Genomic DNA, 15319 nt, shown 5'->3' on the forward strand with positions numbered 1-15319 from the left:
CCGTGCTGACGGCTCGCAACGTGTCGATCGAGTACGAGGTCGACCCGCCGGTCAAGGCCGTGCGCAACGTGTCGCTCACGCTGAACCGCGGTGAGATCCTCGGGCTCGCAGGGGAGTCGGGCTGCGGCAAGACCACCCTCGCGTACGGCATGAACCGGCTGCTCAAGGCGCCGGCGCTGATGACCCAGGGCGAGATCGTGTTCCACGACCGCAGCGGCACCGACATCGACGTCGTCGCGCTCGACGGCGACGGGCTCCGTGCCTTCCGCTGGGACAAGATCTCGATGGTGTTCCAGGGGCCATGAACTCCCTGAACCCGGTGATCGACGTCAGGGCGCAGATCTTCGACATCTTCGACACCCACCGACCCGGCATGTCGAAGAAGGACAAGCAGGCGCGGGCCGAGGAGCTGCTGACGCTCGTGGGCGTCGATCCCTCCCGGCTCACGAGCTTCCCGCACGAGCTGTCGGGCGGCATGCGTCAGCGCATGATGATCGCGATGGCCCTCGCGCTCGATCCGCAGGTCATGGTCATGGACGAGCCCACCACCGCGCTCGACGTGGTCGTGCAGCGGGGCATCATCCGCGAGATCATGCGGTTGCGCGAGCGTCTCGGCTTCGCAGTGATCTTCATCACGCACGACCTGCCGATGCTCATCGAGATCAGCGACCGGATCGCCGTGATGCTGCAGGGCGAGATCGTCGAGCAGGGCACGGCGGAGGAGATCTACCGCACCCCGCAGCACGAGTACACACAGCGTCTGCTGTCGAGCTTCCCGAGTCTCACGGGCGAGCGCGGCGACTTCGTGCGCACCGGCAGTCGCGTGAGCCAGGAGGAGATCCGATGAGCGCCCCCACCCTTGAGGCGAGGAACCTCGTCAAGGACTTCCACCTGCGTTCGGGATTCAAGACCTCGACGCTGCACGCCGTGAAGGACGTCTCCTTCACGATCGAGGCGGGCAAGACGATCGCGCTCGTGGGCGAGTCCGGATCGGGCAAGTCGACGATCGCGCGGATGCTGATGAAGCTCGAGACCCCGACCGGTGGGCAGATCCTGCTCGACGGGCAGGAGAGCGGCATGGGCGGGCGTGCCGTGGAGGCGTACCGGTCGCAGGTGCAGATGGTGTTCCAGGATCCGTTCGCCTCGCTGAACCCCTTCCACACGATCTTCCACCACCTCGAGCGGCCGATCCGGCTGCACCACCCGAAGCTGTCGACCGCGCAGGTGCGCGAGCGCGCGTTGGAGCTCCTCGAGCGCGTGCGCCTCACCCCGGCCGAGAACTTCGCCGAGCGTCGCCCGCACGAGCTCTCCGGCGGACAGCGCCAGCGCGTCGCGATCGCCCGTGCGCTCGCGCCCGGCGCGCGGTTCATCGTGGCGGACGAGCCGGTCTCGATGCTCGACGTGTCGATCCGTCTCGGGGTGCTGAACCTGCTGGCCGATCTGCAGCGGGAGGACGACCTCGGCGTGCTGTACATCACGCACGACCTCGCCACCGCCCGGCACTTCTCCGACGAGATCATGGTGCTGTACAAGGGCGACGTGGTCGAGCGCGGGCCGGCCGACGACGTGATCCTGAACCCGCAGCACGAGTACACGAAGACGCTGCTGGGTGCGGCGCCCGAGCCCGAGAACCTGGGGCGGCTGCGCGACGAGGTGCGGGCGGAGCTCGCGGGGCTCTGACGGGCGGGGGAACGGCGCCCGCTGCCGCTACACTGAGAGCACAATCGAACATCGGCCGAATGGACCACGCGGGAGAGCCCCGGCGAACGCAGCCGGGCACCGAAGGAGCAAGCCTCCCCGCCAATCTCTCAGGTACGCGTACCGCGCGGTTCCGGCCACTCTGGAAAGCGAGACGAGAGTCTCCGCCGACGGTGAAAGCCCTTCTCGAGGGGTGAAGCTCTCAGGCCCATGACAGAGGGGGAGTTCCGAGGAACGGCGTCATCGCCGTTCCGCCCGCCCACGCCCGGGAGAACTCCATGTCCGAACCCCGCTACACGCCGCTGCGAGACCGCCATGAGGCGCTCGGCGCGTCCTTCACCGACTTCGGCGGCTGGCAGATGCCGGTCCGCTACACGTCCGACCTCGCCGAGCACCACGCCGTGCGTCAGGCGGCGGGCATCTTCGACATCTCGCACATGGCCGAGTTCACGGTGCGCGGCGCGGATGCGGGTGCGTATCTCGACTACGCCCTGGCCGGACGCCTGTCGGCCCTCGCCGTCGGCAAGGCCAAGTACTCGCTGCTGCTCGCGGCGGCGGGCGGCATCGTCGACGACGTGATCGTCTATCGGCTCGCCGACGACGACTACCTGGTCATCTCCAACGCGGGCAACCGGGATGCGGTGCGCGAGGCGCTGTCCGCCCGCGTCGACGGATTCGCGGTGGATGCCGTCGACGTCTCCGACGACTACGCTCTGATCGCCGTGCAGGGCCCGAACGCCGAGGCCATCCTCGCCGCGACCCCCGGGATCGCGGACGTCAGCATCCCCTGGTCTGAGCAGAAGTACTACGCGTGGGCGTCGGCGACGTTCGCCGGCGCGCCGCTCCTGCTCGCACGCACGGGCTACACGGGCGAGGACGGCTTCGAGCTGCTCGTGCCTGCCGAGCACGCCACGGCGCTCTGGGATGCCGTGCTCGCGGCGGGTCAGGGCCACGGCCTGGTGCCGGCGGGCCTCGCCGCGCGCGACACTCTTCGCCTCGAGGCCGGGATGCCCCTGTACGGGCACGAGCTGGGGCTGAACACGGCGCCGGCTCAGGCAGGCCTCGGTCGCGTCGTCGTGACGGCGAAGGAGAGCTTCGTCGGCAAGGACGCGCTCGACCCCGCTCCCGGCGCCCCCGTGCTGGTGGGCCTGGTCGCAGAAGGCCGTCGCGCCGGACGCGCGGGCTACACGGTCGTCGCCGACGACGACACGGTGCTCGGCGAGATCACGAGCGGTGCGCTGAGCCCGACTCTCGGCCACCCGATCGCGATGGCCTACCTGACTCCTTCTTCCGCTGAGGAGGGAACCGCAGTATTCCTTGACGTGCGGGGCACGAAGATCCCCGCGACCGTGACCGCTCTGCCTTTCTACCGGAGGACGAAATGACCGATCTGACCACTCTCAAGTACAGCGAAGAGCACGAGTGGGTCGCGCTCGACGGCGCCGTGGCGACCGTCGGCATCACCGACTTCGCCGCTGACGCGCTCGGCGACATCGTGTTCGTCGAGCTGCCGGCCGTCGGCAGCGCCTTCTCGCGCGGTGACGTGTTCGGCGAGGCGGAGTCGACGAAGTCGGTCTCCGAGCTGTACGCGCCCGTCACCGGCACGATCACCGAGATCAATCAGGCCGTCGTCGACGACCCCGCGCTTCTGAACTCCTCGCCGTTCGAGGACGCCTGGCTCATCAAGGTCGAGGTCGCCGACGGCGCTCTCGACGGACTGCTCGACCGCGACGCCTACGTCGCGCACACGGAGGGCTGATCGACCAGTGGTCTCTTTCGCCGATCGTCACATCGGAACCACCGCACCCGCTCAGCGCCAGATGCTCGACGCGCTGGGACTGGGCACCGCGTCCGTGGACGAGAGCCCGGTCGACGCGCTCATGCGCGAGGCCGTGCCCGCCTCGATCTACACGCCCGAGCGCGCCGAGAGCGTCATCCCGGCCGCAGCGAGTGAGACCGAGGCGCTCGCCGACCTGCGGTCTCTCGCCGCGCGCAACACGGTGAACCGGCCGATGATCGGCCTCGGGTACTACGGCACGATCACGCCCAGCGTGATCCAGCGCAACGTGCTCGAGAACCCGTCCTGGTACACGGCGTACACGCCCTACCAGCCGGAGATCTCGCAGGGGCGCCTGGAGGCGCTCATCAACTTCCAGACCATGGTGTCGGAGCTCACCGGACTCTCGACCGCGAACGCGTCGATGCTCGACGAGTCCACGGCCGTGGTCGAGGGGATGCTGCTCGCTCGCCGCGCCTCGAAGACGGCGTCGACCGTGTTCGCGGTCGATGCCGACGCCTTCCCGCAGACGAAGGCACTGCTCGCGGCTCGCGCGGAGGCCGTCGGGATCGACCTCGTGACGGTCGACCTCGCGGGCGGGGAGCAGCTGCCCGCCGAGCTGTTCGGCGTGTTCGTGCAGTACCCCGGCGCCTCCGGGCGCGTGTGGGATCCGAGCGCAGTGATCGACGCCGTGCATCTCGCCGGTGGACTCGCGGTCGTCGCGGCCGACCTGCTCGCGCTCACGTTGATCTCCTCGCCGGGCAGCCTCGGTGCGGACGTGGCGGTGGGCACGACGCAGCGGTTCGGCGTGCCGATGGGCTTCGGCGGCCCGCACGCGGGCTATATGGCCGTGCGCGCAGGGCTCGAGCGCCAGCTGCCCGGCCGACTGGTCGGCGTCTCGGTCGACGCGGACGGGCGCCCTGCCTACCGACTGTCGCTGCAGACGCGCGAGCAGCACATCCGTCGCGAGAAGGCCACGTCGAACATCTGCACCGCCCAGGTGCTGCTGGCCGTCATGGCGGCGATGTACGCGGTCTACCACGGCCCGGACGGGCTTAAGGCGATCGCGGAGCAGACGGCGCTGCGCGCGACTCTCCTGCGCGACTGGCTCGTCGAGGCCGGCGCGGAGGTCGTGCACGAGTCCTTCTTCGACACGGTGCAGGTGCGGGTCCCCGGGCGTGCGGCCGAGGTCGTGGCCGCGGCGCACGAGCGCGGCCTCCTGCTCCGCGCCTCGGATGCCGACACAGTCGGCGTCTCGGTCGACGAGACCACCACGATCGCCGACGTCCACGAGGTCGCGCAGCTCTTCGGCGGCTCCGCCGAACGGGTGTTCGGTTTCGGTGACGGTGCGAATGCGCTGCCCGGGGCGCTGCTGCGTCGGGACGAGTACCTCACGCACCCGGTCTTCCACGCGCACCGCAGCGAGACCGCCATGATGCGTTACCTCAAGAGCCTCGCCGACCGCGACTATGCGCTCGACCGAGGCATGATCCCGCTGGGCTCGTGCACCATGAAGCTCAACGCCGCGACCGAGATGGCGGCGATCACCTGGCCCGAGTTCGCCGGCATCCACCCCTTCGCGCCGGCATCCGACGTGGAGGGCTACCTGGAGCTGATCGACCAGCTCGAGGCGTGGCTCGCCGAGGTCACCGGCTACGACGCGGTGTCGCTGCAGCCGAACGCGGGATCGCAGGGCGAGCTCGCCGGTCTCCTGGCGATCCGCGGCTACCACCTCGCGAACGGCGACGATCAGCGCACGATCTGCCTGATCCCGTCGTCCGCGCACGGCACGAACGCGGCCTCCGCCGTGCTGGCCGGCATGAAGGTCGTCGTCGTGGCGTGCGATGAGCTCGGCAACGTCGACCTCGCCGACCTGCGCGCCAAGATCGCGACGCACGCCGACGCGCTCTCGGCGCTCATGATCACGTATCCGTCGACGCACGGCGTGTACGAGCAGGACGTCGTCGAGATCACCACGGCCGTGCACGAGGCCGGCGGTCAGGTCTACGTCGACGGCGCCAACCTCAACGCACTGCTCGGCTACGCGCGGTTCGGCGACCTCGGCGGCGACGTCTCGCACCTCAACCTGCACAAGACGTTCGCGATCCCGCACGGCGGCGGCGGACCCGGTGTCGGCCCGGTCGCGGCCAAGGCGCACCTCGCGCCGTTCCTGCCCTCGCACCCGCTCGCGCAGCGCGCCGAGCACGCGGGCGGCTTCGTGTTCGACGGCGGTCCGATCTCCGCAGCGCCCTACGGCTCCGCGGGCATCCTGCCGATCTCGTGGGCGTACGTGCGCATGATGGGCGCCGACGGCCTCCGTCGCGCGACCGCGGCGGCCGTGCTCTCGGCGAACTACATCGCCGCGCGCCTGGGCGAGCACTACCCGGTGCTCTACGCGGGTGAGAACGGACGCGTCGCGCACGAGTGCATCCTCGACCTCCGTCCGCTCAAGGAGGCGACGGGCATCACGGTCGACGACGTCGCGAAGCGCCTTATCGACTACGGCTTCCATGCCCCGACCATGTCGTTCCCGGTCGCGGGCACGCTCATGGTCGAGCCGACCGAGTCGGAGGACCTCGGCGAGATCGAGCGCTTCATCGAGGCGATGATCATGATCAAGGCCGAGGCGGATGCCGTCGCAGCAGGCCGCTGGCCCGCCGGTGACAACCCGCTCGTGCACGCCCCGCACACCGCGGTCTCGCTGATCGCGGGGGAGTGGACCCACGCGTACACGCGCGAGGAGGCCGCATATCCGGTGCACGCGCTCGTCGCGGGCAAGTACTGGCCGCCGGTGCGCCGCATCGACCAGGCCTACGGCGACCGCAACCTCGTCTGCGCCTGCCCGCCCGTGGAGGCCTTCGCCTGAGCGGGATCGATGCGTTCGCGACGCCGTGCACCCTCGTCGAGGGGCACGGCGTCGCGTGTTTCAGCGATATTACGGTTGATCACCACTCAGTAACGGTTCATTAGCCGAGTGCGCCGAGGCCCGAACCCCGGGTTACGCTCAATCCATCCCTACGCGTTCGATGATGTGCGCGCAGTCTGATGAATACCCGTCCACAGGAGGACACAAGTGAAGCGCAACAAGATCGCCCTTGCGGGCACCGCGCTGTTCGCGATCGGCGCCCTGGCGCTCGCGGGCTGCGCGAGCGGCGGCGGCAACAACGACGGCGGCAGCGCCGGCGGGAACGCCGACCCGGATGCCATCATCACCACGAATGGCTCCGAGCCCGAGAACCCGCTGATCCCCACCAACACCAACGAGGTGGGTGGCGGAAAGATCCTCGACGAGATCTTCGCCGGTCTGATCTACTACGACGCCGACGGCAAGCCGGTCAACGACATGGCCGAGGAGATCACGACCGACGACCCCCAGCACCTCACGGTGAAGCTCAAGGAGGGCCAGACGTTCACCGATGGTGAAGAGGTCACTGCCGACAACTTCATCAAGGCGTGGAACGAGGGCGCCAAGGCGTCGAACGCTCACCTCTCGAGCTACTTCTTCGAGGACATCGAGGGCTTCAGCTACGACACCGACTCCGAGCTCACGGGTCTGCAGCAGGTCGACGACTACACGTTCACGATCGCGCTGAACAAGCCGGCCTCCGACTTCGCTCTGCGTCTCGGCTACTCGGCGTTCTACCCGCTCCCCGACGTCGCGTTCGAGGACATGGACGCCTTCGGTCAGAACCCGGTCGGAAACGGCCCGTACATGATCGACGGCGCTGACGCGTGGCAGCACGACGTGCAGATCGACCTCGTCCGCAACGACGACTACGAGGGCGGACGCAAGGCCCAGAACGGCGGCGTCACGATCAAGTTCTACGCCACGCAGGAAGCGGCGTACGCCGACCTGCAGGGCAACGAGGTCGACGTCATCGACGCGATCCCGACGAACTCCCTCCCGGTCTTCCAGGACGAGCTCGGCGACCGCGCCGTGAACCAGCCCTCCGCTGTGTTCCAGTCGTTCACGATCGGCCAGTTCCTCCCGCACTTCAGCGGCGAGGAGGGCAAGCTGCGTCGTCAGGCGCTCTCGATGGCGATCAACCGCGAGGAGATCACCGAGACGATCTTCTCGGGCACCCGTACCCCGGCTGTCGACTTCACGTCGCCGGTCATCGACGGCTGGTCCGACTCGGTTCCCGGCAACGAGGTCCTCGCATACGACCCCGAGAAGGCCAAGGAGCTGTGGGCCGAGGCCGACGCCATCTCCCCGTGGGAGGGCGAGTTCAAGATCGCGTACAACTCCGACGGCGGACACGACGCCTGGGTCGACGCGGTGAGCAACAGCATCAAGAACACGCTCGGCATCGAGGCATCGGGTGACCCGTACCCGACCTTCCAGGACCTTCGCACGAAGATCAACGACCGCACCATCACCACGGCGGCGCGTTCGGGCTGGCAGGCCGACTACCCGGGTCTGTACAACTTCCTCGGACCGCTCTACGCGACCGGTGCCGGCTCGAACGACGGTGACTACACCAACCCCGAGTTCGACGACCTGATCGCCGCCGGCATCAGCAACCCTGACGCCGACGCGCAGATCGAGGACTTCACCAAGGCGCAGGAGGTCCTGTTCCAGGACCTGCCCGCGATCCCGCTGTGGTACTCGAACGTGACCGGTGGCTTCAGCGAGAACGTCCAGAACGTGACGTTCGGCTGGAACTCGGTTCCGCTGTACTACGAGATCACGAAGGCCGGCGAGTAAGTCTGACGGCACTTCACCTGTGAGGCGGTGACGATTCTTCGTCACCGCCTCACAGGCTTGTGTTCGCCTCGCTTTCTTTCCCCTCCAGAAGGGACAGCGGATGCTCGGTTACATTCTGAGACGTCTTCTGCAGGTGATCCCGGTCTTCTTCGGGGCCACCCTGCTCATCTACTTCCTCGTGTTCGCCATGCCCGGCGACCCGATCCTCGCGCTCTTCGGAGACAAGACGCCGAACCCGGCCGTCATCGAGCAGCTGCGCGCTCAGTACCACCTGGATCAGCCGTTCCTCGTGCAGTACTGGTACTACATCACCGGCGTCTTCCAGGGCGACCTCGGCACGACCTATTCGGGTCGCCCGGTCTCCGCGGTGCTCGCCGCGACGCTGCCCGTCACAGGTCGACTCGCCGTCATGGCGATCGCGATCGAGTTCACACTGGCGATCATCATCGGCACGGTCTCGGCGCTGCGCAAGGGCAAGATCTTCGACAACGTGTCGCTCGTCGTCGCGCTCGTCGCGATCGCGATCCCGATCTTCGTCGTGGCGTTCCTCGCGCAGTACTTCCTCGCGATCCAACTCGGCTGGTTCAAGCCGACGGTCGGCGCCGACAACGACTGGGGCGGCCTCTGGCTCCCGGCGATCGTGCTGGGCTTCAGCCTGTACGCCGTCAGCATGCGGCTCATGCGCAGCTCGGTCATCGACACGCTCAACCAGGACTGGGTGCGAACCGCTTACAGCAAGGGCCTCTCGCGCACCCGCGTGCTGCCCGTGCACGTGCTGCGCAACTCGCTGATCCCCGTCATCACCAACTCCGCCACCAACTTCGGCGTGCTGCTCGTCGGCGCGACCGTGACAGAGGGCATCTTCAACGTTCCGGGTGTCGGTAACACGCTCTTCCAGGCGATCCAGCGAGGTGAGGGCCCGACCGTCGTGTCGTTCGTGACGGTCTTCGTGATCCTCTACGTCCTGGTGAACCTTGTCATCGACCTGCTCTACGGTCTGCTCGACCCGAGGATTCGCTATGCCTGATCCCACAACTCAGAAGCACTACGTCGCCCCCGTCGAGACGGAGTCGATCGCCGTCGACGCCGTCCGCGTCGCCGACAAGCCGAGCAACCTCTGGCGTGACGCGTGGGCAGACCTGCGCCGTCGTCCGCTGTTCTGGTTCTCGGTCGTCCTCGCGCTCTTCTTCCTCGTGATGGCGCTGTGGCCGACCCTGTTCACCGCGACCCCGCCGAACAACGACTGCCAGCTGGTGAACAGCAACGGCGGTCCGGCTGACGGGCATCCGCTCGGCTTCACGTTCCAGGGCTGCGACATCTACGCGCGCATCGTCTGGGGCTCTCAGACGTCGCTCGCGGTCGGTCTGATCGCCACGGCGATCTCGTCGATCCTCGGCCTCATCATGGGCGCTCTCGCCGGGTTCTACGGCGGATGGCTCGACTCGGTGCTCTCCCGCGTCGGCGACATCTTCTTCGCGATCCCGTACATCCTCGCCGCCGTGGTCGTCATGACCGTGTTCCGCGAGTCCCGCTCGGTCTGGACGCTCGCGTTCGCGATCGGCGCGTTCGCATGGGCCTCGACAGCCAGAGTCGTGCGCGCAGAGGTCCTGCGCGTGCGTCAGGCCGACTTCGTGATGGCCTCGACGGCCCTCGGGCAGTCGAAGTTCCGCATCCTGCTGAACCACGTCATCCCCAACGCGATCGCACCCCTCCTGGTGGTGTCGACTCTGGGCCTCGCAGCCGCGATCGTCGCAGAGGCGACCCTGTCGTTCCTGGGCGTCGGCCTCGGCAGCAATGTCATGTCGTGGGGCAACGACATCAGCGACGCGCAGGCGTCGTTGCGCGTCGCGCCGATGGCACTCATCTATCCGTCGATCGCGCTGACGCTTGCCGTCCTCGCGTTCGTGACCCTGGGCGAGCTCATCCGAGACGCCCTTGACCCGAAGGCGAGGGCCCGCCGATGAGCGATCGCACTGCCGCACAGGTGCCGCTGCTGAGCGTGCGCGACCTCACGGTCGCGTTCCGCACGCAGGAGGGGCCGCGCGAAGTCCTCCACGGAGTGAGCTTCGACATCTTCCCGGGTGAGACGGTCGCGATCGTCGGCGAGTCGGGTTCCGGCAAGTCGACGACCGCCACGGCGATCGTCAACCTCCTCCCGGGCACCGGACAGGTCACGGGTGGATCCATCACCCTCGAGGGGCGTGAGCTGACGACGCTCGGTCGTCGCGACATCGAGGCGGTGCGCGGCCGGGACATCGGCTTCGTCCCGCAGGACCCGATGTCGAATCTCAACCCGGTATGGAGCATCGGCTTCCAGGTCAAGGAGGCGATCCGCGCGAACGGCGTCGCGCAGGGCCGGGGCGCCGTCAAGGCCCGCACGGTCGAGGTGCTGCAGCAGGCGGGCCTCGCCGACGCGGAGCGTCGTCTGCACCAGTTCCCGCACCAGTTCTCGGGCGGCATGCGCCAGCGTGCGCTGATCGGCATCGGCCTCGCGGCCGATCCGAAGCTGCTGATCGCCGACGAGCCGACCTCGGCTCTCGACGTGACGGTGCAGCGGGTCATCCTCGACCACATGGCGTCGCTCACGCGTGACAAGGGCACCTCGGTGCTGCTGATCACGCACGATCTCGGCCTCGCGGCCGAGCGCGCGGACAAGATCATCGTCATGAACGGCGGCAACATCGTCGAGGCGGGCCCCAGCCGGCAGATCCTCGAGGATCCGCAGCACCCGTACACCAAGCGGCTCGTCGCCGCGGCGCCCAGCGTGGCGTCGCAGCGCATCCAGGCCGTCGTGGAGGACCGCGGGATCGAGACGCTCGAAGACCTCGCCGACATCCCGCCGGCGGTCCGTGTCGCTGGGCTCACGAAGGACTACAAGATCCGCCAGGGCGGCTTCCGCAGCGAGGACTTCCGCGCCGTGGACGATGTCTCCTTCGAGATCCCCAAGGGCAAGACCCTGGCGCTCGTGGGCGAGTCGGGTTCGGGCAAGTCGACCGTCGCCAAGATGGTCCTCAAGCTCGAGGACCCGACGTCGGGCACGATCGAGATCGACGGCCAGGATGTGTCGAACCTGTCGAACGCCCAGGCGTTCGGTCTGCGTCGCCGCATGCAGCCGGTCTTCCAGGACCCGTACGGATCGCTCGACCCGCTGCGCAACATCGGCAACACGATCGCCGAGCCGCTGCAGATCCACGGGGTCGGCGACCGCACCTCGCGTCGCGAGCGGGTCGAGGAGCTGCTCGACCAGGTCTCGCTGCCGCGCGCTCTCGCCACCCGGTACCCGAACGAGTTGTCCGGCGGTCAGCGTCAGCGTGTCGCCATCGCGCGCGCGTTGGCGCTCAAGCCCGACATCATCGTGCTCGACGAGGCGGTCTCCGCGCTCGACGTGCTGGTGCAGGATCAGGTTCTGCAACTGCTCGCCGAACTGCAGTCCGAGCTTGGTCTCACCTACCTCTTCATCACGCATGACCTCGCGGTCGTGCGCGTGTCGAGCGACCTGGTGTGCGTGATGGAGAAGGGCAGGATCGTCGAGCAGGGCACCGTCGACGAGATCTTCGCCAACCCGCAGCAGGAGTACACGGAGCGCCTCCTGCAGGCGATCCCGGGTGCGTCGATCACCCTGGGCGGTCACTGACCGTGACGCAGGACTCCCGGCCCGGGGCCGCGCGGACCTTCCGCGCGGCCTCCGGGCCCGTGTCTTTGGTGTTGTGCTCCCTTCTCGCGCTGTTCCTGCTCGGCGACGCCGTGGTGCGTGCCGGATGGGGGCAGATGCTGCTCCTCGCGCCGTGGGTGCTGCTCGGCCTGTGGGTCGTGTACGAGATCGCGTTCGTGTCGGTCGTGCGCGTCGACGAGCGCGGAGCGACGGTGCAGAACATGCTCCGCCGCACGTCGTTCGGCTGGAACCGCGTGCGCGACATCGACCTGCGCTGGCAGCTCGTGTTCTCACTCGACGACGGTCGTGACGTCACCTGCTACGGCGGGCCGGCGCGGGCGAGGCCGGTGCGTCGCCCGACCGGCGACGACGAGGCGAAGGCTCCCTCGGGGCTCGCCTCTCTCACCGACATCCGCGACCGCTGGCAGGCCGCCGGATCGGACGCGGATGCTCCGATCACCCGTGGCTGGGACGGGCGTGCACTCATCGCCCTCGGCGTGATCCTCGTCTGGGCCGTCGCCGCGGTGATGATCGCCGGGAGCTGACTGCAGCCGGACGCCGCGGCTTCAGCCGGGCAGTCCGAACAGTTCCGGCCACGTCGCGGCGGCCCACGGGTAGCCGACGAACACGGTCGCGTCGATCATGAAGTGCGCGACGAGGAACGGCATGAGGCGTCCCGACCGCTGGAACAGCCAGCCGAACAGCAGTCCCATCGCGAGGTTGCCCACGAACGCGCCAGGCCCCTGATACAGGTGGTAGCTCGCGCGCAGTACCGACGTCGCGACGATGATCGGCCACGGACCCCAGCCGAGCTGGCGGAGCCGCGCGAACAGATAGCCCAGCACGACGAACTCCTCCTGGATGGAGGCGCGGGCGGCGGCGAGCAGCAGGACCGGGACGGTCCACCAGTGCGCATCGAGCCCGGCGGGGTTCACGGCGACGAACCAGCCGAGCGCGCGGCCGGCGATATAGAGCCCGAGACCGGGGATGCCGATCGCCAGCACCAGCAGCACGCCGCGCCCGGCATCCGACCCGACCCTCCGCCCGTCGAGACCCAGCTGCTCGAGGTGCGGGCGCCGCGACTGCCAGAGCAGGAAGCACACGAGCAGCACCGGCACGATCGAGAACCCGATCGACAGGATCTGGTAGATCAGGTCGAAGACCTCGCGGTCGCTGCGCGACGGGTTGAGGGTCGCGGTCTGGTCGGCGAGAGGCGTGGTGTCGGTCAAGCGGTAGGCGAGCTGCACGATCGCGTACACCGCGGACTGCCCGAGGCCGAGGGCCAGCACGATAGCGATCTCCCACCAGAGTCGGGAGCGCGAAGGAGCGGGGGAGAGATCTGCGGCCGTCACGATCCCGATCGTACTTCTCGTGCTCAGGAACACGCTCCGCGCGTACGGTAACCTGGAATGTCGGCTTCCCGGCGAAAACCCACACTCTTTTAGGACACTTGCATGGCGCACGCCCTCCGCTCTGACCTCCGCAACGTCGCAATCGTCGCCCACGTCGACCACGGCAAGACCACGCTCGTCGACGCCATGCTGCGTCAGACGGGCTCGTTCGGCGAACACGCCCACGTCGACGAACGCGCGATGGACTCCAACGACCTGGAGCGCGAGAAGGGCATCACGATCCTCGCGAAGAACACGGCGATCACCTACAAGGGTGCTCACGCGAACGGCGAGGAGATCACGATCAACGTGATCGACACCCCCGGTCACGCCGACTTCGGCGGCGAGGTCGAGCGCGGCCTCTCCATGGTCGACGGCGTCGTTCTGCTCGTCGACGCGAGCGAGGGTCCGCTGCCGCAGACCCGCTTCGTGCTGCGCAAGGCGCTCGAGGCCAAGCTCCCCGTCATCCTGCTGGTCAACAAGACCGACCGCCCCGACGCGCGTATCGCCGAGGTCGAGGAGGAGGCGCACGACCTGCTCCTGGGTCTCGCCTCCGACCTCGTCGACGACGTGCCCGACCTCGACGTCGACGCTCTGCTCGACGTGCCGGTCGTGTACGCGTCGGGCCGTGCCGGCGCCGCGTCGCTGAACCGTCCCGCCGACGGGGCGCTGCCCGACAACGACGACCTCGAGCCGTTGTTCGGCGCGATCCTCGAGCACGTCCCGGCCCCGTCGTACGACGACGAGGCGCCGCTGCAGGCGTGGGTCACGAACCTCGACTCCAGCCCGTTCCTCGGCCGACTCGCGCTGCTGCGCGTCTTCAACGGCACGCTCAAGAAGGGTCAGACGGTCGCGTGGGTGCGCTCCGACGGCACGACGAGCAACGCCCGCATCACCGAGCTGCTCAAGACGCGTGCGCTCGAGCGGTATCCCGCCGAGTCCGCCGGCCCCGGCGACATCGTCGCGATCGCCGGCTTCGAGAACATCACGATCGGCGAGACCATCGCCGACCCCGAGGATGTCCGCCCGCTGCCCGCGATCACGGTCGACGACCCCGCCATCTCGATGACGATCGGCACCAACACCTCGCCCCTCATGGGCAAGATCAAGGGGCACAAGCTCACGGCGCGCATGGTCAAGGACCGTCTCGACAAGGAGCTCATCGGCAACGTCTCGCTCAAGGTCGTCGACATCGGCCGTCCCGACGCGTGGGAGGTGCAGGGTCGTGGCGAGCTCGCGCTCGCGATCCTCGTCGAGAACATGCGCCGCGAGGGCTTCGAGCTCACGGTCGGCAAGCCGCAGGTGGTCACGAAGAAGATCGACGGCAAGACCTACGAGCCCTTCGAGCACCTCACGATCGACACCCCCGAGGAGCACCTCGGCGCGATCACGCAGCTGCTCGCGGGCCGCAAGGGCCGCATGGACAACATGACCAACCACGGCACCGGCTGGGTGCGTATGGAGTTCGTCGTCCCCTCGCGCGGCCTGATCGGCTTCCGCAGCGAGTTCCTCACCACGACGCGCGGCACCGGCATCGCGAACGCGATCTCGCACGGCTACGAGCCGTGGGCAGGTTCCATCACGACGCGTCAGAACGGCTCGATCGTCGCCGACCGTCAGGGCGTCGTCACGCCGTTCGCGATGATCGCCCTGCAGGAGCGCATGTCGTTCTTCGTGCAGCCGACCGCCGAGGTCTACGAGGGCATGGTCATCGGCGAGAACTCGCGCGCCGACGACATGGACGTGAACATCACGAAGGAGAAGAAGCTCACCAACATGCGTGCGGCGAGCTCGGACTCCTTCGAGTCGATGACGCCTCCGCGCGTGCTCACACTCGAGGAGAGCCTCGAGTTCGCGCGCGACGACGAATGCGTCGAGGTCACGCCCGAGAGCGTCCGCATCCGCAAGGTCAACCTCGACGCGAACACCCGCGCTCGTGAGACCGCGCGTCTGAAGCGCCAGGACGCCAACGCCTGAGCCGGATCCGCCCGGCACAGAGGGCCCCGCACCGTCGAGATCGACAGTGCGGGGCCCTCTCTCATGAAGCACCCAGGGTCGATGTTGCAGAATCGTTACCTTGCGCCTGGGGCCGA

At 68.3% G+C, this 15319-nt stretch carries 11 protein-coding genes, 1 pseudogene and 1 riboswitch; of the genes and pseudogenes, 11 read left to right on the forward strand and 1 reads right to left on the reverse strand.

The window, feature by feature from the left end; translation table 11 throughout:
* Window positions 1–2 precede the first annotated feature (2 nt).
* From ACIPYT_RS10045 to ACIPYT_RS10090, 10 genes and pseudogenes are all read left to right on the forward strand, one after another.
* Window positions 3–847 (forward strand): annotated as a pseudogene (locus tag ACIPYT_RS10045) (ABC transporter ATP-binding protein).
* Complete coding sequence (locus tag ACIPYT_RS10050; protein ID WP_401073189.1) at window positions 844–1680, forward strand: ABC transporter ATP-binding protein; 837 nt, start codon at window positions 844–846, stop codon at window positions 1678–1680. The pseudogene ACIPYT_RS10045 and the gene ACIPYT_RS10050 overlap by 4 nt, the downstream one beginning before the upstream one ends.
* Before the next feature lie 59 nt (window positions 1681–1739).
* Window positions 1740–1834, forward strand: a riboswitch (glycine riboswitch).
* 142 nt (window positions 1835–1976) lie between these two features.
* Window positions 1977–3083, forward strand: coding sequence for a glycine cleavage system aminomethyltransferase GcvT (gene gcvT / locus ACIPYT_RS10055; RefSeq protein WP_401073197.1), 1107 nt, complete (start codon window positions 1977–1979; stop codon window positions 3081–3083).
* Entirely contained in the window at window positions 3080–3457 is a 378-nt protein-coding gene (gene gcvH, locus ACIPYT_RS10060; protein ID WP_401073200.1) for a glycine cleavage system protein GcvH, read from the forward strand. The genes gcvT and gcvH overlap by 4 nt, the downstream gene beginning before the upstream one ends.
* 61 nt (window positions 3458–3518) lie before the next feature.
* Entirely contained in the window at window positions 3519–6341 is a 2823-nt protein-coding gene (gcvP, locus tag ACIPYT_RS10065; protein ID WP_401074802.1) for an aminomethyl-transferring glycine dehydrogenase, read from the forward strand.
* 207 nt (window positions 6342–6548) lie between these two features.
* Window positions 6549–8183, forward strand: coding sequence for an ABC transporter substrate-binding protein (locus tag ACIPYT_RS10070; protein ID WP_401073203.1), 1635 nt, complete (start codon window positions 6549–6551; stop codon window positions 8181–8183).
* 100 nt (window positions 8184–8283) lie between these two features.
* The gene (locus ACIPYT_RS10075; protein ID WP_401073205.1) at window positions 8284–9210 is read left to right on the forward strand and encodes an ABC transporter permease; all 927 of its coding nucleotides are present in this window, start codon (window positions 8284–8286) and stop codon (window positions 9208–9210) included.
* Window positions 9203–10147: an ABC transporter permease gene (locus tag ACIPYT_RS10080; RefSeq protein ID WP_401073208.1), complete on the forward strand. Its 945-nt coding sequence runs from the start codon at window positions 9203–9205 to the stop codon at window positions 10145–10147. Before ACIPYT_RS10075 ends, ACIPYT_RS10080 begins: the two co-directional genes overlap by 8 nt.
* Entirely contained in the window at window positions 10144–11817 is a 1674-nt protein-coding gene (locus ACIPYT_RS10085) for a dipeptide ABC transporter ATP-binding protein (RefSeq protein ID WP_401073210.1), read from the forward strand. Before ACIPYT_RS10080 ends, ACIPYT_RS10085 begins: the two co-directional genes overlap by 4 nt.
* A 59-nt stretch (window positions 11818–11876) precedes the next feature.
* The gene (locus ACIPYT_RS10090; RefSeq protein ID WP_401073213.1) at window positions 11877–12380 is read left to right on the forward strand and encodes a PH domain-containing protein; all 504 of its coding nucleotides are present in this window, start codon (window positions 11877–11879) and stop codon (window positions 12378–12380) included.
* A gap of 21 nt (window positions 12381–12401) precedes the next feature.
* Here the strand turns inward: ACIPYT_RS10090 and ACIPYT_RS10095 are convergent, their stop codons facing one another.
* Window positions 12402–13187 (reverse strand): CPBP family intramembrane glutamic endopeptidase, encoded by a 786-nt coding sequence (locus tag ACIPYT_RS10095; protein WP_401073215.1) that lies wholly within the window; start codon window positions 13185–13187, stop codon window positions 12402–12404.
* Between the two features lie 102 nt (window positions 13188–13289).
* On the opposite strand from ACIPYT_RS10095, the gene typA reads away from it, so the two are divergent.
* Complete coding sequence (gene typA / locus ACIPYT_RS10100) at window positions 13290–15203, forward strand: translational GTPase TypA (protein WP_401073218.1); 1914 nt, start codon at window positions 13290–13292, stop codon at window positions 15201–15203.
* The last annotated feature ends 116 nt before the right edge of the window (window positions 15204–15319 follow it).

The organism is Microbacterium sp. NPDC089695, assembly GCF_044749085.1.
In the GTDB taxonomy this organism is placed as follows: domain Bacteria; phylum Actinomycetota; class Actinomycetes; order Actinomycetales; family Microbacteriaceae; genus Microbacterium.